The 19,127-nt window shown below is 61.3% G+C and carries 18 protein-coding genes; all 18 read left to right on the top strand.

Translation table 11 applies throughout. The annotated features are described in order from the left end of the window. Positions 1-20: 20 nt before the first annotated feature. The 18 genes from F614_RS0102225 to F614_RS0102145 all read left to right on the top strand — a co-directional run bounded on the left by F614_RS0102225 (position 21) and on the right by F614_RS0102145 (position 19,057). A complete protein-coding gene (locus F614_RS0102225) occupies positions 21-410 on the top strand; it encodes a GxxExxY protein (RefSeq protein ID WP_019558169.1) in 390 nt (129 codons plus the stop codon). 68 nt (positions 411-478) lie between these two features. Beyond that, on the top strand, positions 479-1,054 hold the full coding sequence (locus F614_RS0102220; protein ID WP_018866781.1) for an acyltransferase: 576 nt from the start codon (positions 479-481) through the stop codon (positions 1,052-1,054). 27 nt (positions 1,055-1,081) lie between these two features. After that, complete coding sequence (locus tag F614_RS0102215) at positions 1,082-1,402, top strand: hypothetical protein (RefSeq protein ID WP_019558168.1); 321 nt, start codon at positions 1,082-1,084, stop codon at positions 1,400-1,402. Continuing rightward, on the top strand, positions 1,395-2,966 hold the full coding sequence (locus F614_RS0102210) for an aminotransferase class I/II-fold pyridoxal phosphate-dependent enzyme (protein WP_019558167.1): 1,572 nt from the start codon (positions 1,395-1,397) through the stop codon (positions 2,964-2,966). Before F614_RS0102215 ends, F614_RS0102210 begins: the two co-directional genes overlap by 8 nt. Positions 2,967-3,082: 116 nt before the next feature. Continuing rightward, positions 3,083-3,331: a DUF4258 domain-containing protein gene (locus F614_RS0102205; RefSeq protein ID WP_018866778.1), complete on the top strand. Its 249-nt coding sequence runs from the start codon at positions 3,083-3,085 to the stop codon at positions 3,329-3,331. A gap of 5 nt (positions 3,332-3,336) precedes the next feature. Beyond that, positions 3,337-3,876: a type II TA system antitoxin MqsA family protein gene (locus tag F614_RS0102200; RefSeq protein ID WP_019558165.1), complete on the top strand. Its 540-nt coding sequence runs from the start codon at positions 3,337-3,339 to the stop codon at positions 3,874-3,876. A 209-nt stretch (positions 3,877-4,085) separates the two neighbouring features. Next, positions 4,086-4,388 carry a hypothetical protein gene (locus tag F614_RS14945; protein WP_231378020.1) on the top strand — a complete coding sequence of 101 codons (303 nt, stop codon included), beginning with the start codon at positions 4,086-4,088 and terminating at the stop codon, positions 4,386-4,388. 48 nt (positions 4,389-4,436) lie between these two features. Further along, the gene (locus tag F614_RS0102190; protein WP_019558163.1) at positions 4,437-5,900 is read left to right on the top strand and encodes a lipopolysaccharide biosynthesis protein; all 1,464 of its coding nucleotides are present in this window, start codon (positions 4,437-4,439) and stop codon (positions 5,898-5,900) included. Position 5,901: 1 nt separating this feature from the next. Next, positions 5,902-6,912, top strand: coding sequence for a sulfotransferase (locus F614_RS14180; RefSeq protein WP_081619667.1), 1,011 nt, complete (start codon positions 5,902-5,904; stop codon positions 6,910-6,912). After that, a complete protein-coding gene (locus F614_RS0102185; protein WP_019558162.1) occupies positions 6,905-7,834 on the top strand; it encodes a GNAT family N-acetyltransferase in 930 nt (309 codons plus the stop codon). Before F614_RS14180 ends, F614_RS0102185 begins: the two co-directional genes overlap by 8 nt. Next, positions 7,831-9,822 (top strand): acyltransferase family protein, encoded by a 1,992-nt coding sequence (locus F614_RS15040; RefSeq protein WP_019558161.1) that lies wholly within the window; start codon positions 7,831-7,833, stop codon positions 9,820-9,822. The genes F614_RS0102185 and F614_RS15040 overlap by 4 nt, the downstream gene beginning before the upstream one ends. Next, positions 9,806-11,296: a polysaccharide deacetylase family protein gene (locus F614_RS0102175; RefSeq protein WP_019558160.1), complete on the top strand. Its 1,491-nt coding sequence runs from the start codon at positions 9,806-9,808 to the stop codon at positions 11,294-11,296. The genes F614_RS15040 and F614_RS0102175 overlap by 17 nt, the downstream gene beginning before the upstream one ends. Next, positions 11,293-12,552, top strand: a complete 1,260-nt coding sequence (locus F614_RS0102170; RefSeq protein ID WP_019558159.1) for a hypothetical protein — start codon at positions 11,293-11,295, stop codon at positions 12,550-12,552. The genes F614_RS0102175 and F614_RS0102170 overlap by 4 nt, the downstream gene beginning before the upstream one ends. Then, on the top strand, positions 12,542-13,699 hold the full coding sequence (locus tag F614_RS0102165) for a glycosyltransferase family 4 protein (RefSeq protein WP_231378019.1): 1,158 nt from the start codon (positions 12,542-12,544) through the stop codon (positions 13,697-13,699). The genes F614_RS0102170 and F614_RS0102165 overlap by 11 nt, the downstream gene beginning before the upstream one ends. Before the next feature lie 149 nt (positions 13,700-13,848). Then, positions 13,849-15,489: an asparagine synthase-related protein gene (locus F614_RS14755; protein WP_155986817.1), complete on the top strand. Its 1,641-nt coding sequence runs from the start codon at positions 13,849-13,851 to the stop codon at positions 15,487-15,489. Between the two features lie 5 nt (positions 15,490-15,494). Next, entirely contained in the window at positions 15,495-16,562 is a 1,068-nt protein-coding gene (gene wecB / locus F614_RS0102155; RefSeq protein ID WP_019558156.1) for a non-hydrolyzing UDP-N-acetylglucosamine 2-epimerase, read from the top strand. Positions 16,563-17,083: 521 nt separating this feature from the next. Then, positions 17,084-17,623 carry an AlpA family transcriptional regulator gene (locus F614_RS0102150; protein ID WP_019558155.1) on the top strand — a complete coding sequence of 180 codons (540 nt, stop codon included), beginning with the start codon at positions 17,084-17,086 and terminating at the stop codon, positions 17,621-17,623. A gap of 267 nt (positions 17,624-17,890) precedes the next feature. Next, on the top strand, positions 17,891-19,057 hold the full coding sequence (locus F614_RS0102145; protein ID WP_019558154.1) for an ATP-binding protein: 1,167 nt from the start codon (positions 17,891-17,893) through the stop codon (positions 19,055-19,057). Positions 19,058-19,127: the final 70 nt, after the last annotated feature.

Raw genomic sequence — 19,127 nt, 5'->3', positions numbered from 1 at the left:
CGTCCCCTCAAGGATGAGGAATGGAACAGGAAAATCGGATCGCCAGAGAGATTGTTGATTCGGCTTACAAGGTCCATGTGCAGACGGGGCCGGGATTGCTCGAGTCGGTGTACGAATCGATCCTCACGTACGAGCTAAGGGCACGGGGGTGCCAAGTGGATGTGCAGGTGCCCATTAGCATCGATTACGAGGGCCTGAATATTCGCGATGCCTTTCGTGCTGACCTGATCGTGGACGGGAAAGTGATCGTAGAGCTCAAATCGGTGGAACAAGTGCAGCCTGTTCACAAAAAACAGCTGCTGACGTACCTGAAGTTGTCGAACAGCCGCCTGGGTCTGCTCATCAACTTCGGTGCCCCCATGCTCAAGCACGGTCTGACGCGCATCATCAACTCAGCAGGCACACCGTGAGAGCTATAAATGCCGCTTGAGTTTCATAACCTTAGCGCCTCCGCGACTTGGCGAGAAAACACAAGACCATGAATTACCAAGCACACGAAACGGCCATCGTTGATGATGGCGCGACCATTGGCGAGGGTAGCCGCATCTGGCACTGGGTTCACATCTGCGCCGGCGCCCGGATCGGCGCGCGCTGCTCGTTTGGTCAGAACGTCTTTGTCGGCAACCGCGTGGTCATCGGCAACAACGTCAAGGTGCAGAACAACGTCTCGGTCTACGACGACGTCACCCTGGAAGACGACGTCTTCTGCGGCCCCAGCATGGTCTTCACCAACGTCTACAACCCGCGTTCGGCCATCCCGCGCAAGGACGAATACCGCACGACCCTGGTCAAGCGCGGCGCCACCCTTGGTGCCAACTGCACAATCATCTGCGGGGTCACCGTGGGCGAGCACGCATTCATTGGCGCCGGCGCGGTGGTCAACAAGGACGTCAAGCCCTACGCCCTGATGGTCGGGGTGCCGGCCAAACAGATTGGCTGGATGAGCGAACACGGCGAGCAGCTCGACCTGCCGCTGGAGGGCGACGCCTCAGCGCAGTGCCCCGCCACGGGTACACTCTATTTCCTACGTGGCACAACGCTTGGCAGAGAGTGAGCTGCCCCAGCATCCCGAGGTGAAATCATGAAAATCGAAGCCACACTCGACGAGAAAGGCCACCTGCAGTTTGCTCGTCCGCTCAAACTCCGCCATCCGCGGGTGCGCGTTCAGGTCACAGTGCCCGATGACGAAATCGAACCAGAGGAAGAAGCGGCCGCCACCAGCGGGCAGCCCCCCCATGCGCACCACAGCGGAACCGCGACCACTGGGGACTTCATTGGCCAGCTTCAGTCGACCCAGGCCCCCATCCGGGACGCCCTCCGATTGGCAGAGAACCGCACGCTGAGCAAGAGCGAAATCCGCGAGCGCCGGGCGCAAGCCTGGGAGGACAAGCACAGTGGCTGATCGGCACTGGATCCTCGACGTCAGCGCGATCCTCGACATGTGGCTGGACGCGGACGTGGAGCACAACCCCACGGCGCGGCTGCTCGAAGAGGCGGCGGAAGCGGGCAGCACGCTCTGGATCGGGGCCAGCGCCCTGAGCACCCTGGATTTCGTCGCCGTGCGACGCCTGAAGGAGCTGGGAGTGGAGCCCGAGACCGCTCGCTCCACGGTTCAGAAACTCATGCAGCAACTGCTGGAGCGGGTCGCGGTACTGAGCCTGTGCGGGCACGAACAGGCCGAACTCTACACCGCGGCGCGCGACTTCGAGGATGCCCAGATCGCCGCCGGGACACGCAGCCTGCGCGGCGGTGAAGTGGCCATTGTCACACTGGACGCGACCTTCGACACGCTCGGCGAATGCGAGACGCTGCAACCGAGCGAGGCACTGGCCCGACTGCAACACGAGGCCGGCACGGAACAGACAGCAATCCCCTTCATCGACCTGGCCGCCCAGCAGCGGCGGATCCTGCCGGCAATCGAACGCCGCGTCGAGAACGTCCTGCGCCACGGCCAGTACATCATGGGGCCCGAAGTCGGTGAGCTGGAGGAGCGCCTCGCCGCCTACACCGGCAGCAAGCACTGCATCAGCGTGAGCAGCGGTACCGACAGCCTGCTCATTGCCATGATGGCGCTGGGCATCGGCGCGGGCGACGAGGTCATCACCACGCCGTTCACCTTCATCGCCACCGGCGAGATGATCGCCCTGCTGGGGGCGAAACCGGTCTTCGTCGATATCGACCCGGCCACCTACAACATCGACCCGAGCCGGATCGAGGCGGCCATCACCGCCAGAACGAAGGCCATCATGCCGGTCAGCCTGTACGGCCAGCCGGCCGACTTCGACGCCATCAACGCCATTGCCGAAGAGCACGGCCTGCCCGTCATCGAAGACGGCGCCCAATCCTTTGGTGCCACGTACAACGGCCGCAAGAGCTGCGCGCTCTCCACCATCGGCTCCACCAGCTTCTTTCCCAGCAAGCCGCTGGGTGGTTACGGCGACGGCGGCGCCCTGTTCACCGACGACGACGAACTGGCCAAGGCCATGCGCGAGATCCGCGTACACGGCCAGGACCGCCGCTATCACCACCCGATCATCGGCGTGAACGGGCGCATGGACACCCTCCAGGCCGCCATCGTGCTGGCCAAGCTGGTCATCTTCCCCGAGGAAGTGGAACTGCGTCGCCAGGCGGGCGAACGCTACACCGCACTGCTGAATGCCGGGGAGCTGAGCGATATCGCCGCACCCCATGTAGTCGCCGGCAACACCAGCGTGTATGCGCAGTACACCATCCGAGCGGGAGACCGCGAGGCGGTGCAGGCGCGCCTGAAAGAGGCCGGCATTCCCACCGCCATCCATTATCCGGTCCCGCTCTACCGCCAGCCGGCCGTCGCCGAGCTGGGCAACACCCCAGAGGACTTCCCGAACTCCGAGCAGGCAAGCCAGCAGGTCATCAGCCTGCCCATGCACCCGTACATCAGCGAAGCCGAACAACAGACCGTCGTCCGTGCCCTGTTTGCGGGTTAACGCACTGCTTTTGTATGGCCCTGACAACAAATTAACACTGTGTTAAGTTTTGAATGACCACGGACGGTATCAACCAACCGCTCACGGAGCCAGAGGCGACGCGCCGGATTCACGAAATGGCGCGGGATCCACAAGTCTCGCGCACCTTCAGCGGTCACGCCCGCCAGAGGATGCGCGAGCGGCAGATCCATGCCGACTGGGTGGACCACGTGCTGCGAGAAGGCCATGTAGATGAAGCCCGGCACGAGAATGGTACCTGGCGGTACCGCGTCGCCTTCGTCGACGAGTGGGGGAGAACGGCTGTTGTCACGGCCATCCCCAACCACCACACACTGGTCATCGTGACCGTTACGCGTTCGGAGTGAACAGCATGAACCAGTGCATCATCTGCGGATCCACCCAACTCGAGCACGACTGCATTACGCATCATGCCGAAGAGTTCGGCGTGCACTCCGTCGAGTTTCTCAACGCGCCGCGCACTCGTTGCCGCGACTGCGGCGACGAGGCCATCGAGATCCCCCGCTATGTCCAGGTGGCTCGCCAGATCCGGGACCGGCTCTGCGCCCTCAACCGCATCCTCACGGGGGGTGAATTCGCGCTGTTGCGGCGAGAACTGAAACTCACCGCCAACGAACTGGCCCGCCGCATCGGAGTGAGCCCGGTGACCGTGTCGCGCTGGGAGCAGGGGCATGTGCCCGTGCAGCAGCTGGCCGACCGGCTGATACGGACCTGGACCCTGGGGGCACTCGGCTACGCCTGGCGCGACATCGACCACCTGATGCAGAACCTGCCGCATGACGGGATTGATCGGGTGCAGATCGATCTTGCCACCGGTCCCGATGGCGAATACTGGATCGAAACTCACCACCGCTTTGGCGGCATCGACGCCGCGTGGGTGATGTCCCGATGACCGGGGAATGCCAGCAAGACCCGACTCTGCCGGAGTGGGCCAACCGTGCACAGCTCCTCGAGGCCTACCTTGATGGCATCCAGTATGAACGGGGCCCTGCCTCTGTGCCTGAGGGACGCCCGGGCATGCTCAGCAGTCGGCTGCATGCTAGCGACGAGAGCGCCGGTCGAACGGCTCGCGGAGAGGCGACGGAAGGGCCCCGGATCCACGTGCGCCTGGAGTTGGAGCTGAACGGTCTGCACCCCGATGCAGAAACCAGCGAACAGGCTGACATCGATGATGAGCTGACCGTGTTCCGCGCCCACCTGACGTATCGCGCGGAATACGCGCTCGCGCATCAGTCGGAGCTCCCGCCGGAGTCGGAGCGCCAGTCGTTCATTCAAACGTTCGTCGTGCCACAAATGTGGCTGCAGATGCGGCACATGGCCGATCTCGTCACCGCACAAAGCCCGACGGGCCGCGTGCTGTTGCCGGCCGCGCCGCCCGGCATCCAGCGCGTGGAAGAGCAGTGAGCGACGGATCGTCCCTGCAACTCCCCGGCGGCATGTCGTAATCCGAACATGAAGGAACGTCTCAAGCGTCTGCTGCCGAAGAACCGCTTCGCTCGCAGCGTCTCCGTCCTCGCCGGCGGTACGGCAGCCGGACAGATTATCGTCGTCGCCGCATCGCCGATCCTCACGCGGCTGTACAGCCCGGAGGATTTCGGGCTGCTGGCCGTCTACGCCGGTCTGCTGGGCATCCTGGGTGTGATCGCCAGCTTGCGCTACCAGCTCGCCATTCCGTTGCCGGAGAGCGATGAGGAGGCGGCCAGCGTCGTAGTGCTCAGCCTCCTGGTGGTGCTGGGCATGACTGCCGTGAGCGCCGTGATCGTCTGGGTCTGGGGCGGCCCCATTACAGCGACGCTGAACACCCCGGCGCTTGCGCCGTACCTGTGGCTACTCCCCATTGGATTGTTCCTGAGCGGCGTTTATCAGGTCTTCAACTACTGGGCGATCCGGGTGAAGGCATTTCCGGCGATTGCCCGGACCAAGCTCACCCAGGCGCTTAGCATGGTCGGGTTGCAGCTCGGCGGCTACGCACTCGGTCCGGTGGCTCTGCTCCTGGGACAGGTGAGCGGCCAGGCCGCCGGTACATCCAGCCTCGGGCTCCTCACCATCCGCCGCAAATGGGCCACGTTCCGGCAAGTGCGCTTGCCAGATATTCGCTGGGCGGCGAAGCGCTATCGGCGTTTTCCCATCTATTCTTCGTGGGGCGGTATTTTCAACAAGGCCGGTACCGAACTGCCCCTGATTCTGTTTGCCGCACTGTTCAGCCCGGCTGCCGCCGGGATCTATATGTTGGCACATCGTGTGTTGGCCATGCCGATGCAACTGGTTGGCAAGGCTGTGGGCGATGTTTTTTTTTCGTCAGCATCAGACGCTTATAGAGATGGTAATCTGAAGCAGCTCGTAAAGAATGTTAACGGCATTCTTGCCTATATCGCGATGCCCCCCACCTTGGTGTTGATTGTTTTCGGTCCTGACTTGTTTGCCTTTGTCTTCGGAAGTGAATGGCGCCAAGCCGGTCATTTTGCGCAATGGATGGCACCTTTTCTATATTTCAATTTCATTTCTTCTCCGATTTCCACATTGAATTCGGTATTGGAGAAGCAAGCGCATGCATTGGCCTTCCAAAGTGCAATCCTTGTGGGGCGGGTAGTAGTACTTACCGTTGCTGCAAATACAGGCGGGGTTGTATTGGCTGTGGCTACATTCGCTCTTTTTAGTGCCGGCATGTGGGCTGGTTGGCTTTTCTGGCTGCTTCGTATTTCCGGAAACCACTGGGCGGTCGGGATCGCTAACACCGCGAAGGCGTTTGCCGCGTCATCACTAGTCTTGAGTCCTATGTCGTTTGGGGCATGGTTTTGGGGCTGGGGTCAACTTGGATTTTTAGCGGCGAGTTCGGTATCCATGGCTTTGGCTGTCTATTGGTATGTGTCGCTCTTCCGTTCCCGTTCCGAACTTAAGTCCGATGTAGTAGGGTAAAATGAAAATTCGTCGTGTTCTTAAATTGATCGTCGGATCGATTTTAAAATCAGTAAATATAGTTGGTGCTTTGCTGGATTCGTTGGCTTCACGGGTTGTGCGCGGAAAAGGTCCAAGCGTATACATAATAGGTGCTCCGCGCAGTGGTACAACCTTGACGTTTCAGGTTTTATCCCAAGCGTCGGATTTAGCCTATCCAGATAATTTAATGTCAAGGTTTCCACAGGCATTGTGCATCGGCGTCGGGCTTAGCCGAGCAGTTAGGGCAATGCGCGCAGGGCCTGTCTATGAGTCAAACCATGGTAGAGTGCGGGGTTTTTCGGGGCACTCTGAGTTCGGGGCTTTCTGGTATCAGTGGTTTCCGCGAGGGGGTGTCATTGTAAATGACATGGAATGGGGGATGAATAAAACCAAAATGGGCCGTAAAATCAGGCTCTGGAAAGCATTAGAGGGGCGGGGCATAATCTGTAAGAATGTTTATAATTCGCTTAGAATAAGGCAGATAGTTGCCGCTGACTCAGAAGCACGGTTTGTTGTGGTGAGGCGGGGTGAAGCTGACAATATTCGATCCATTGTAGCAGGACGTATGCGCATGAATGGGCGATATGATGCTTGGAGGTCTGTTATGCCGCCTCAGATGCGCAATTTAAAGATAGGTGACCCTGCTCGTGAGGTCGCGGCTCAGGTGGGGTTTTTGTACGATGAAATTTATAGTCAGCTAAAAGCTGCGGGGTGTCGGTGGGTTTCTGTGTCATATGAAGAACTGTGTTTGGAGCCTAGGGTGGTCATTAAAAAGGTTTCAGATTCTCTCGATGTTCCGTTCGGCACACTTAACCCAGGGGAGGGTGAAGACGGTATACCGGGTGGGTTCTCGCTTTCGAGAAAAAAGCTTTCTGTAGAGTGGGAGGGAAAGATTGCTGATGCATGCGATTGGTGGGCGAAGGGTTCGGCTTATCGGCTTTTAGAACGTGGGCCGAGTCCTGGTGGCGAGGAAGGAAGCAGGCATGGCTGATCCAATGCTCCTTGATGGCTGGCTCCAGTTTAACGAGGAGCACTGGGGCCTCTCGGCACAGCGCCTTGTATTGTCGCCTGAAAAGGGGAAAAGCTGGGAGCTCCAAACGGTTCTGTACACAAACCGGAAGGGAATAATCGTCCAGCCGCCCCGAAATCCTTATTTGCCGATACAGTTTGCGACGTCGGCGACACGGGTGTCGGCGATTAACCGGCGGAAACGTGATGCGTTTGAGGCATTAGTCAAAGCGATGGAGTCGTACCGGGGGCAGCGGCCGATTGCTCTGGACCCGGTGGTGCAGGATGTAAGGCCGTTTGTTTGGGAAGGGCAGGTGGCTCGACCTCGTTATACGTACACGCTGCCTTTGCCTGGCTGGAGCGAGCAGGCTGACAAAACGGTCTTCCAGAAGGCGCGGAAGGCGGAGAAGGGCGGCTATACAGTGGAGCAGACATTCGATTATGAGGCCGTTCAGGGGTGCCTGGAGAGCGCGCAGGATCGGAAGGGTTTCGATCACAGGGTCAGTGCGCGGGGCCTCGCCCGACTAGCAGAGCTGATGGGCGGGGAGCATTTCGTGTGCTTTTTGGCGCGCGGTGCCGACGGGACTCCGAAAGGTGCTTGGGTTCGAATTTACGTGCCGGGCGGGCGGGCATTGGCATGGTCGGCAGGTGTACAAACAGAAGCTTTGAAAGATGGTGTGAACAGCTTGCTTGCCGTCCATGCGCTTGAATGGTTTGAAAGTAGGGATTGTACAAGCTTTGATTTTGTCGGCGCGAATATCCCGGGGGTTGCCGCAATGAAGGAGACCTGGGGGGGCGAGCTCACGCCGTACTACGTGGTTTCTCCCAGAAGCCTGCGCTATCTAGCACTAGAGGCGCGGGAGATGGTGCATGGCTGGTGGGGCTCGTTCAGGAAGGCGCGTTGAACTTCCGCCACGACATCAACGGCCTGCGTGCCATCGCGGTGGTGGCGGTGGTGCTGTTTCACTTTCAGGTGCCGGGGTTTGACGCCGGGTATCTGGGGGTGGACATCTTCTTTGTGATCTCCGGCTTTTTGATGGCGGCGATCCTGATGCGGGGGCTGGATAGTAACCCTGTTCCGGGGGGTATTCTTTGGTCCTTCTACCTGGCGCGGGCGCGGCGGATTGTGCCGGCGCTGGTGGTGCTGGTGGCGGCGCTGCTGGTGGCCGGGTGGTGGACCCTGTCGCCAGCGGATTACGAACAGCTTGCCAACCATGCGCGGTATGCGCTGGGGTTTGCCTCCAACCATCGGTTCTGGGAGGAGGCCGGCTACTTTGATGTGGCATCCCACGAGAAGTGGCTGCTGCATACGTGGTCGCTGTCGGTGGAGTGGCAGTTCTATCTGTTGCTGCCCATCGGGTTTTTGCTGGTGTGGTGGTGGCGCCGGAGCCGAGCATGGTTGACGGCGGTGGTGCTGGTGGCTTTTTTGGTGTCGCTGGGGCTGTCGGTCTGGCTGACGGGGCGTTCGCCATCTGCGGCGTTTTATCTGTTGCCGACGCGCGCCTGGGAGCTGCTGGCCGGGGTGCTGGTGTATCTGCTCGGCGATTACGTAAGCGGGTCGGATCGGTTGCGTCGCGGGCTGGAACTTGCCGGGCTGGGGCTGATCGTGGCTGCGCTGGTGGTGTTCGATGCGAACACGCCCTGGCCGGGCGCGGCGGCGCTGCTACCGGTGCTGGGTACGGCGCTGATCCTGCTGGCTATGCGGCATACTCCCGGCTGGGCCACGCCGGCGCCGGTGCAGTGGTTGGGGCAGGTGTCGTATTCGCTGTATCTCTGGCACTGGCCGGTATTCGTGGCGCTGGTGTTCCTGGACTGGCGCGGACTGCCCTGGGCGGTGGCGCTGGGTATGGGCGTGTCGCTGGTGCTGGCGGCGATGTCGTACCGGCTGGTGGAGCAGCCCAGTCGACGCTGGCTGACCCACGCGGGCCACGGCGTGGCGGTGGCGGCGCTGGTGGTGCCGGTGGTACTGCTGATGGCCTTTGCGCTGTGGGTAAAGAGCGCGGATGGCGTGGACGACCGAATGCCACCCCGGTTTGACGCGATCATGGCCGAGGCGCAGAACACCAACCCGCACCGGGACGAATGCCATGGCCGGCCCGGCTGGGATGCCTTCCCTTGGTGCCATCTGGGGGGCGAGACCCCGCGCGCGGTGGTGATTGGCGACAGCCACGCATCGGCGATCGCCACGGCAGTGCTGGAAGCGGTGAGCGACACGCCGGATGCGGGCATTATCCAGGCGACCTATACCAGTTGCCAGACGCTGTTCGGCGCCCGCAAGCCCAGGGAAGATCTGGAGTGCGCCGAGTTCAATCGCTTTGTGGAGCAACGACTGGCGGAATTGCCCTCCGACGTGCCGGTCGTCGTGGGCAACCGACTGAGCAGCGCCGCCTTTGGTAGCCACATCCCGCATGAGCCACGATATGGGATCCCGACCGTTTATTTCGGCGACCGCCCCGTGCAGCGGCCCGACGAGGCGTTTCTGGCGGAGTTTCGGCAGGAGGTTATCGACTCGGCCTGCCGCCTGGGCGAGGACCGGCCGGTATACTGGATGCGCCCAACGCCGGAGATGATGGTGGACGTGCCCCGCTGGTACGCCCGCCAGACGGTGCTGCGTGCCGGTTTCGACTTCGACGTGCGCCTGCCGCGGGAGGACTACGAGGCGCGCCATGCCCTGGTTACCGAGGCCCTGCGCACCGCGGAGCGGCAATGCGACAATCTCCACCTGCTGGACCCGGAACCCGCGTTGTGCGAGGGCGGATACTGCTACGGCACACGCGACGGTCTGCCTCTGTACTACGACGAACACCACCTCTCCGAGCGCGGCAACCGAGCCCTGGTGCCGCTGTTGCGCGAGGCATTGCAACCAAAAGAGCCCCATGACACTGATCGTTGAAACCCCGGATACTCGGCCGCCGGAGCGGGATTACATCCTGGGCGTGGTGCTGGGCGAGTTCCTCGGCTTGCCCTGGCGCCGGCTGCCGGCGGACCGGGCGGACATCCGAATCACTCTGGAAGACCATCCGGGTGAACTCTGCCTACCCGACGTTTTGCTTTCGACGCCGGAGGCCGACTGGCTGCAATCTGCCTCCCTGCCGGCGCGGCCGCTCCGACGGTGGAATGCGCACGAGTTGGCAACGGACATCACCCTCGTCGAGCCGTTCGTGCCCGTAATCTACGGAGACCACGCCAACTCTGTAGGAGCCCAGCCCCCTGGGCGATCAAACTCGGACTCTGGCGTTGCAGCCGAGAACAACCGAGACTCGGATACCCAGGCGCCTTTCGTCTGTCGAGAAGACGATCGAGTGGCCCTCCCCATCGACATCTTCGGCTCCGCCTTCTTCATGCTCACCCGCTACGAAGAGCTGGTGGTGACGGACCGTGACGAACACGATCGCTTCCCGGCCTGGGCCTCGCTTGCCTACCAGGAGGGCTTCCTGGAGCGGCCCATCGTGGACGAGTACGTGGAGATCCTCTGGACGGCGATGCAACGGCTGTGGCCGCAGTTGGAACGACGAAGCCGGGAGGCCCGAGTTCGCGTTTCTCATGACGTTGATCGGCCCAGCCGCTACAGTTTTGGCCCATTTCGTCGGTTCGTCCGTTCCGTGGCAGGAGACATCGCCAAGCGAGGTGATCTCGCGAGCGTGGTTCGAGGGCCCGCGGCCCGATATGGTCGTCGGCAGGCCCTGCATCCGGCCGATCCGTTCAATACGTTCGACTGGCTGATGGACATCTCGGAAGCCAACGGCCTCCAGAGCGCCTTCTACTTCATACCGGGCAAGACATATGCTCCGCATGATCCGCTCTATGACCTTGACGACCCCAAGATCCGTGACCTGATCGCCCGCATAGCGGAACGTGGGCACGAGGTTGGATTGCATCCCGGTTACCATACCTACCGGGACCCTCAGACCCTCACAACTCAAGCAGACCGCCTACGCCAGGTCAGCCATAGTGCGGGGGTGAACCAGCAGGAGTGGGGCGGCCGGATGCACTACCTCCAATGGGACTCGCAGGTTACGCCCCAGGCCTGGGAACAAGCGGGAATGACGTACGACTCGACCCTGGGATATGCCGACCATGCAGGCTTCCGGTGCGGTACCAGCCATGATTTTCCCTTGTTCTCATGGGCGGAGCGGCGCGCCCTTGGGGTAATGGAGCGACCATTGATTGCCATGGAAGGGACAATCCTCTCTGCCAAGTACATGGGGTTTTCCGAAGCGGATGACGTCAGAGGGTATCTCAGCACTCTGCGTTCGCGCTGCCACCAGTTCGACGGCGCCTTCAATCTCCTGTGGCACAACTCGGAATTGGTTGGGAAAGAGATCCGGATGATTTATCAGGATATGGTGGCGGGTTCATTCCGATGAATGCGATTAATTCGCGCAAAAAACGCGGGAGCAAGAAGGCCCTTGAGTCGATTTCTCTGGTGGCGTTCTTAGTTCTTTTCCCGGGGTTCTTTGTCTATCACTTCAGTGTGGGCTTGACGCCCATGGAACCCTTCTTGGGAGGGCTCTTCGGGTACGCATCGGTCGTGATTGTGGCCAGTGTAATGCTTGTGTCGAGCTTCGGGTTCCGCTACGTGAGAACAAGTCATCCGCCTTATGCTTGGCTTGTTTACGTATTCCTTCTTTATGCCGGCCTCTGGACCTTTTTCCATTTCGTCCTGTTAGGGGGGGATCCGTATATTAAAAGGGCAGCGATTCAGGCGGCTGCGGCCTGGGTGTTTCTGTTTGTTTCGTTTTGGGTCGCCTACGAACTTCCGATCAGTTCTGTTGGTTTACGTAGGGGGCTCTGGACGTTTTTGGGTGCGGTTGCGCTCTCTCTCCTCGGTTATGTAGTGGCTACGGGAAACGCAATGTTCTATGCCCGGCAAGCCTTTGGGGTAGAGGATATCGCCACGTATCAGGGGTTCGCCCGTAGTGTGCTGGTCACGGCTTTGGTGCTTTTGGCCGTCGCACGAACGTTCCGGGCGCAGGTTGTGGTTCTAGGAATGGGGATGCTTTCTCTGTTTGTTCTAGGGGCTAGGTCGGAGTTGGTGGGCTTCGTTTTTGCGGTTGGCCTTGTGATGATTCTGGCTTCAAGGGTGGACTGGAGATATATAGCAGTCCCTATCGCTGGCTTTGTCGCGATGGTGCTAGTACTCGGTGTGTTTGGGGAGTGGGTGGGATCGAGTCGGCAAGCGGAGCTCTTCGATCTTTCAGAGTCCGGTTCCTGGGCACGCAGGGTCGAGTTGCAAGGTGTAGCACTTAGCCAAATTGCATCTTCGTGGGTTTTGGGAGATTTCGGTGGGCATATCCGTGCGGAGTCTATCGGAGGCTATGCTCACAACGCTATTTCAGCCTGGGTGAGCCTAGGATTGCTAGGGTTCGTAGGCTATGTCGGATTGACGGTCTGGGCTTGGGTCCATTCCGGATATCGTGTGTGGCGTCATGGAATGGGCGACAGACAGTGGGTTGTCGCATTCCTGTTCGGCTCCGCGGTGGTTCTGTTGATCGTGGCCGCAAAGTCGGTTTTCTGGCCAGTGGTAGGGCTTGCGTGGGGATTCTATGGTCGGGCTCTAGCGACCAGATCAAGGAGCCGATCAGATAATGTGGAAAACGGGAGGGTTGCTGGTGCCACGTGACCAAGGCAAGAGGTTGCACATCGTCCATTTCACCACCGTCCACCCCCGGGGCGATACGCGCATCCGGGTGAAGGAGACCGCCTCGCTGGCCGAGGGCAGTAGTGTGGAGGTGGCCCTGTACGTTCAGGACGGCCAGGGACCCGAGCGCGACGAAGACTCCGGTGTGGCGGTGGTGGATACCGGGCCACCGGCCAGTGGACGCGTGCGGCGGATGTTGTTCGGTGCGTGGCGGATGTACCGCGCGGTGCGGGCGGCCCGACCGCGAGTGGCGCATTTTCATGATCCGGAGCTGATTCCGGTCGGGCTGGCGCTGAAGCTCTCGGGGATCAAGGTGGTGTACGACGTGCACGAGGATGTGCCCCGCCAGATCCTCGGCAAGCACTGGATTCCCGCCGGGTTGCGGCGGCCGGTGGCTTCGGCGGCGGCGGCCTTCGAGTGGCTGGCTGGGCGTGCGTTTGACGGCATCGTGGTGGCGACGCCGACCATTGCGCGACGGTTTCCGGCGTACAAGACCGTGACGGTGCAGAACTTCCCCATCCTGGCCGAGCTGGTGGCGCCGGACCCGGTGCCGTATGGGCAGCGGCCGCCGCATTTTGCCTACGTGGGTGGTATTACGGGTATTCGGGGGTCGCGGGAGATGGTGGAGGCCACCGGGCGGGTGGGCGAGCCCGAGTGCCGGCTGCAACTGGCCGGTGGCTTCTCGCCCGCCGCCCATGGGGATGAGCTCGCCGCGCTTGACGGTTGGCAGCGGGTGGAATTCCACGGCTGGGCCTCACGACCGCAGGTCACCGCGATCCTGGGCAATGTCCGGGCGGGGCTGGTGGTGCTCCACCCCACGAAGAACTATCCGGATGCCTATCCGGTGAAGATGTTCGAGTACATGGCGGCCGGGTTGCCGGTGATCGCCTCCGACTTTCCGCTATGGCGTGAGATCGTCGATGGGGCCGGCTGTGGCCTGCTGGTCGATCCGCAGGATCCGGATGCCATTGCTGAGGCCATGGAATGGCTGCTGGCCCATCCCGACGAGGCCGAGGCCATGGGCCGCCGTGGCCGCGAAGCGGTGGAGCGGCAGTACAACTGGGCGCCCGAGGCCGAAAAGCTGCTTGCTCTGTACGAACCGCTCATGAGTGGCCGTCGGGCGGGCTAGGGCCTTGTTGTTCCGGGACTGGTCGTTCCAGCGAACATTCTCTTGCCTCCGTGGAGGCAGGGTGCTTCGGTGCAACTCTGGAAAGCTATGGCATATGTTGCGAGCCGAAAACGCAGGTTATAGGGGAAACGAATGCCGGGAGGAGCGACATGAATTTGACTATGGGGGTTTGGTCTTGGTCGGATCTGCTCGATGGAGGGGGTCCTGAAGGAGAGTATGGTGTTCGCTTGAATCCCTCCAATGAGCGGCCACGCCTCGAAGATGTATCAACGACTCAGGACGGAGCTCAGTATCAGCTCGCTTGTGGTGCGTTCATTGGTGCGCGGCGGTTGCCTTCAGGTGATTTTCTCTTGATTCCGGACCTTCTTGGTCTCCGCCCGATCTACTTCACGGAATCGTTCGTTGCAGACAGCTTTCTCGAGTTGCTGGAAGCCGTTAAAGACGACGCGCGGGGAGGGCTGCACCTGGACGCGCATTCGGTGATGCATTTCCTCGAGTTCGGATATCCGCCTCCAGGCCTTACGATCCTCAAAGGGATTTATAGGACTTGTCCGGGTGAGGTTGTGATAATAGGACCATCCGGCGTTAAGCGCTTAACGGCGAATGAGAATCCTTTGGGTATGGCGGCCAGCAGCGAATTTTCGGAATCGATGACGTATCTAGCTGAGCGCATGTCAGCGCTTGTTGCGGATATTCGGCACCCTGCTTCGGTTGATGTAACTGGGGGTGGGGATTCCCGTGTTTTGGCAGCGTTCTCTTCGTTTTCACCTACAGTTAAAGAAGCATCGTGCTCTTATTCTACGTCTGAGGCAGACGAAATCCGTATTGGTAAAGAAGTGTCTCGAAAGGTCGGCCTTGACTATCACTTTGTATGCGCGCCCGGGTTTAATTCGCTGGATGATGTCGAAGCATCATTTGAGTATGTGGACGGGCAAGGGGACATCCTTGATGCTCTAAGGCATAGGAAGATGCAGGTAGAGCGTGCCAGCCGTGGAATTGAGGTGAGCCTGTCAGGTATCGGAGGTGAGCTGTTTAAGGACTTCTGGTGGCTGCAGGATTTTCCTTGGTACCGAAGGAAGAGACCGGATCTCGATAGACTGTTTCGGCTCCGTGTGAACAGTAGTCCGATGCGGATTAAAGGTCTCTCGTCTGAGTTTTCCTCGGCTTTGGAAGTGGCTCGGTCTTCGTGCAGGGAGCGGATCAGTGGGGTCGGGGCGAAGGGCAGGGTAAACACTGAAGCGTATGACCGTATCTACTATTGGGAAAAGATGGCGAACGTGCCTGTTCCGTTTGTGGTTGGGGGCGCTAAGCATGGAGTGGCGGTTTGTCCGGTACTACTGGATCCAAGCCTGGTGAGTTGTGGGTATGGCTTGCCACGAAGGATGCGTTTTCTGGATAGGGTCCATCGCAGATGGATTTCCGCCAGTCCGGTGCCGGGTGTAGGCGCAATTCCGACCACAGCAGGGACCACCCTGAAAGCGGGATGGGCTGGCGAGATGACGGATGGACTCGGCTGGTTCCTAAATAAGGTTAAGCGGTTGGGATCTAAAATGGTGGAACGTGCGACTGGGCGTGTCCAGTGGCGAAAGACGCCGAATCAGCCCGATAGTGTTGATAAGTTGATTGAAATAGGTGATGAGCTCGGAGTGATAAAAGAGCTAGGGAAATACCGGGTTGTAGAGGAGGGAGTAGAGTCCTTGAAGGATTTGGACCGGGCGCGTGCGGGGAGGTTTTGTTGTCTTGGGTTGACTCTGAAGGCCTTGGGTTCCGACAAGAGGTCGAATGGATGAACGTCATGACCATCGTCGGGGCGCGCCCCCAGTTCATCAAGGCCGCACCGGTGTCCCGTGCGCTGGCGGCGGCCGGACTGCGCGAGCAGATCGTGCATACCGGGCAGCATTTCGACGCGGGGATGTCCGATGTGTTCTTCGAGGAGCTGGGTATTCCCAGGCCCGCCCACCATCTCGGCGTTTCCGGTGGCGGCCATGGCGTGATGACCGGGGCCATGCTGCAGGCGCTGGAGCCGCTCATGGAGGCAGAGGCGCCGGACTGGGTGCTGGTCTATGGCGACACCAACTCGACCCTGGCAGGCGCGCTGGCCGCGAGCAAGCTGCATATCCCGGTAGCCCATGTCGAGGCGGGCCTGCGCTCGTTCAACCGCCGTATGCCGGAGGAGCAGAACCGGATCGTCACCGACCACCTCTCCGATCTGCTGCTCACCCCGACCGATGGGGCAACCCGGCGGCTGCGCGAGGAGGGCATTCCCGATGAGCGCATCGTTCAGGTGGGGGACGTGATGTTCGACGCGGCCCTGTACTACGCCGATCGCGCGGCCGAACGCAGCGCGGTACTGGCTCAGCATGACCTGGTGGCGGGCACCTACATCCTCGCGACCATCCATCGTGCCGACAACACGGATGACCCGGCCCGCCTGCGCGCGATTATGGAGGGTCTGGAGGCCGTGGCCACCGAGCGCCCGGTGATCCTGCCGCTGCACCCGAGGACGCGCGCGGCGCTGGAACGTCACGGGCGTGCCCTGTCGAAAGTGCGCGCCGTCGACCCCGTGGGCTACCTCGACATGGTGGCCCTGGAGCGCCACGCGGCCCTGGTGGCCACGGACTCCGGCGGCGTGCAGAAAGAGGCCTATTTTCATGGGGTACCGTGCGTCACCCTGCGCGACGAAACCGAATGGACCGAACTGGTCGACCTCGGCTGGAATCGGCTGGCACCGCCGACCCAGGTCGATATCGCCGCCGTGATCCGTGAAGCAGTGGGGACTTCCGGACAGGAGGGGCGTCCCTATGGCGACGGCCAGGCCGCGGATCACATCGCCCGGGCACTGCGCGACAAGCGGCTTGCCTGAAGCCGTGCTGGATGTCCTGGATCGTGGCGAGCCGGAGCGCGTAGCAGGACGGTGAGGAAAACGGGGACAGATTCATTTTCGCCGCAGTGAGGAGATCAACCTGTCCCCATTATTGGTCGTAGGAACGGTGCTTGCTGGCGAATGCGGCGGCGGGCCGGGCGCATCTCGCCGTTCGCGGCCAAGGCCGCTCCCACAGTTTCCTTGGTTGGGCGTTGGTTGCCAGTTGACAACCGGGGGCGCCGGGCCTAGCGTGTAAGGACACCCATGGAACGGAGGAAACACCCCAACAAGGATGTGGAAGCCGCGCTGGCTTATGCCGAGGCTCGTGGGTGGCGGGTCAAGCAGGCGAGCGGGCATGCCTGGGCACGCATGTATTGCCCGTGGAACGACAACGAGTGTCGCTGTGGTGAGTTCTGCATCGTAAGCGTGTGGAGTACGCCGCGAAATCCGCCCGCTCATGCTCGCCAGATTGTCCGTGTGGTAGACGGCTGTACCGGGGCTGTCGGGGATGAGGAACCATCATGAGTCATTACGAGTTTACGCTGAAATTCGCTATTCCATCCGATTGGGATCGTTCCTGGCTGGAAGCCCGGCTGTTCGAGGGCGGGTGCGATGATGCACTGATGGGATCGGGCCAGGAGGGGCGTCTCGCGCTTTCTTTTTCGCGCGAGGCGGCGTCGGCGTGCGACGCGGTGACGAGTGCGATACGCGACGTGCGTAACGCGGTCCCCGCAGCGGTGCTCGTCGAAGTGGCGCCGGATCTCGTGGGGGTGTCCGATGTGGCCGACCTGTTCGGCTTTTCCCGGCAGAACATGCGCAAGCTGGTGCAGACCCACCGGGACAGTTTCCCGTTGCCTTTGCACGAGGGCCGGTCGGCGCTCTGGCATCTGGCGGATGTGCTGGAGTGGTTCGCCCGGGAAGGGCGATCGGTGGACCCGGCATTGCGGGAAGTCGCGCGCGAGGCCATGCATGTGAATGTGGCCCGCGAAGCGGCTCGGCTCGACGGGCACTCCGGTACGTTGTGGCTTGGCCCCGAGCGTCAAACCCCGCTCGTGGGATGAAAATTTTCGGGGGGCATTTTGGCGGGGGCTTCGCGGGCGAGCCCGCTCACACAGGGGGCAGGATTCGTTGTAGGAGGCCAGCCCTCTGGCCGATGAGGGTTGTCGCGCGAGAGTTATCGGCCAGGGGGCTAGCCTCCCACGGGGGGTGTTTGCGCGGTGGTGGTCCGGGCCCGGGGGTCTGTGGGAGCGGGCTCGCCCGCGAATGACGGGTGTATGGAATTTGTAAAAGCAATTGCCAGTTTGCATAAGTAGCGATAGGGTAGGCGCATGATACCGCGCACTGCCGAAACACTGGTCCGGGAGCTGTTGAGCGGCTTTCCCATCGTCACCGTTACGGGGCCGCGCCAGTCCGGCAAGACAACGCTGGCGCGCGCGGTGATGGCGGACCGCCCGTATCGCTCCCTGGAAGATCCGGATGTGCGGGCGCTGGCGCTGGATGATCCGCGCGGGTTTCTGTCGCAGTGCCCCGATGGGGCGGTGCTGGACGAGGTTCAGCGGGCCCCGGAGTTGTTCTCCTATCTGCAGACGCATGTGGACGGCGATGGTCGCATGGGTCGGTTTCTGCTCACGGGGTCGCAGCAGTTCGGGTTGATGTCGGGGATTTCGCAGTCGCTGGCCGGGCGTTCGGCGTTTGTGGAGCTGCTGCCGTTGAGCCATGCGGAGTTGGTGGAGGCCGGGCAGGTACCAACGGCTCTGGATGCGATGATGTTTACCGGTGGTTATCCGGCATTGTATGACCGGCCGGTGTCTCCACGGCACTGGTTTCCGGCGTATGTGACGGCGTACGTGGAGCGGGATGTGCGGCAATTGCTCCAGGTGCAGGATCTGGACGCCTTTCAGCGTTTTGTGCGGCTGTGTGCCGGGCGCAGTGGGCAGGTTCTGAACCTGTCATCCCTTGCGGCCGATTGCGGTATTACCCATAACACGGCCAAAGCGTGGATCTCGGTGCTGGAGGCCAGCTATGTGCTGTTTCTCCTGCGGCCGCACCATGCGAATTTCAACAAGCGGCTGATCAAGTCGCCGAAGCTGTATTTCCACGACACCGGGTTGTTGTGCTGGTTGCTGGGGGTTCAGGCGGAGGAACAGCTGGTGGTGCATCCGTTGCGCGGGCAGGTGTTCGAGACATACGTGATTTCGGAGCTGCGCAAGGCCTTTCTCAATCGCGGCGAGCCGCCGCTTTTCCATTTCTGGCGCGACAGCAACGGTAATGAGGTCGACCTGCTGATCGAGTGGGCGGGTGGCCTGATGCCGGTGGAGATCAAGTCCGGGCAGACGTTGAACCGGGATTTCTTCACCGGGCTCGAGCGCTGGACCGCGCTGGCCGGTGACATGGCCCGTTCGCCTACGCTGATTTACGGGGGCGAGGGCGCGCACCAGCGCAAGGGTGTTCGGGTTCTGGGCTGGGATAGGGTGGGCGACGTTGTGCAGCGATAAAGGGGGCGGCCCCTTTTTTGTCCGCTTGAACAGTGGCTTGGCGCGTACATAAATCAGTGCTTTCTTGAGG

The organism is Thioalkalivibrio sp. ALE12, assembly GCF_000381105.1.
In the GTDB taxonomy this organism is placed as follows: Bacteria; Pseudomonadota; Gammaproteobacteria; order Ectothiorhodospirales; family Ectothiorhodospiraceae; genus Thioalkalivibrio.
This window is presented reverse-complemented; position numbering and strand designations above follow the sequence as displayed.

What these genes read in the sequence shown, in the direction of transcription:
- F614_RS0102200 (WP_019558165.1), top strand. Translation starts at nt 3,337, where the DNA reads ATGAACCAGTGCATCATCTGCGGATCCACCCAACTCGAGCACGACTGC.
- F614_RS14755 (WP_155986817.1), top strand. Translation starts at nt 13,849, where the DNA reads ATGAATTTGACTATGGGGGTTTGGTCTTGGTCGGATCTGCTCGATGGA.
- F614_RS0102170 (WP_019558159.1), top strand. Translation starts at nt 11,293, where the DNA reads ATGAATGCGATTAATTCGCGCAAAAAACGCGGGAGCAAGAAGGCCCTT.
- F614_RS0102145 (WP_019558154.1), top strand. Translation starts at nt 17,891, where the DNA reads ATGATACCGCGCACTGCCGAAACACTGGTCCGGGAGCTGTTGAGCGGC.
- F614_RS0102205 (WP_018866778.1), top strand. Translation starts at nt 3,083, where the DNA reads ATGGCGCGGGATCCACAAGTCTCGCGCACCTTCAGCGGTCACGCCCGC.
- wecB (WP_019558156.1), top strand. Translation starts at nt 15,495, where the DNA reads ATGACCATCGTCGGGGCGCGCCCCCAGTTCATCAAGGCCGCACCGGTG.
- F614_RS14180 (WP_081619667.1), top strand. Translation starts at nt 5,902, where the DNA reads ATGAAAATTCGTCGTGTTCTTAAATTGATCGTCGGATCGATTTTAAAA.
- F614_RS0102150 (WP_019558155.1), top strand. Translation starts at nt 17,084, where the DNA reads ATGAGTCATTACGAGTTTACGCTGAAATTCGCTATTCCATCCGATTGG.
- F614_RS0102225 (WP_019558169.1), top strand. Translation starts at nt 21, where the DNA reads ATGGAACAGGAAAATCGGATCGCCAGAGAGATTGTTGATTCGGCTTAC.
- F614_RS0102220 (WP_018866781.1), top strand. Translation starts at nt 479, where the DNA reads ATGAATTACCAAGCACACGAAACGGCCATCGTTGATGATGGCGCGACC.
- F614_RS0102190 (WP_019558163.1), top strand. Translation starts at nt 4,437, where the DNA reads ATGAAGGAACGTCTCAAGCGTCTGCTGCCGAAGAACCGCTTCGCTCGC.
- F614_RS0102175 (WP_019558160.1), top strand. Translation starts at nt 9,806, where the DNA reads ATGACACTGATCGTTGAAACCCCGGATACTCGGCCGCCGGAGCGGGAT.
- F614_RS0102215 (WP_019558168.1), top strand. Translation starts at nt 1,082, where the DNA reads ATGAAAATCGAAGCCACACTCGACGAGAAAGGCCACCTGCAGTTTGCT.
- F614_RS0102185 (WP_019558162.1), top strand. Translation starts at nt 6,905, where the DNA reads ATGGCTGATCCAATGCTCCTTGATGGCTGGCTCCAGTTTAACGAGGAG.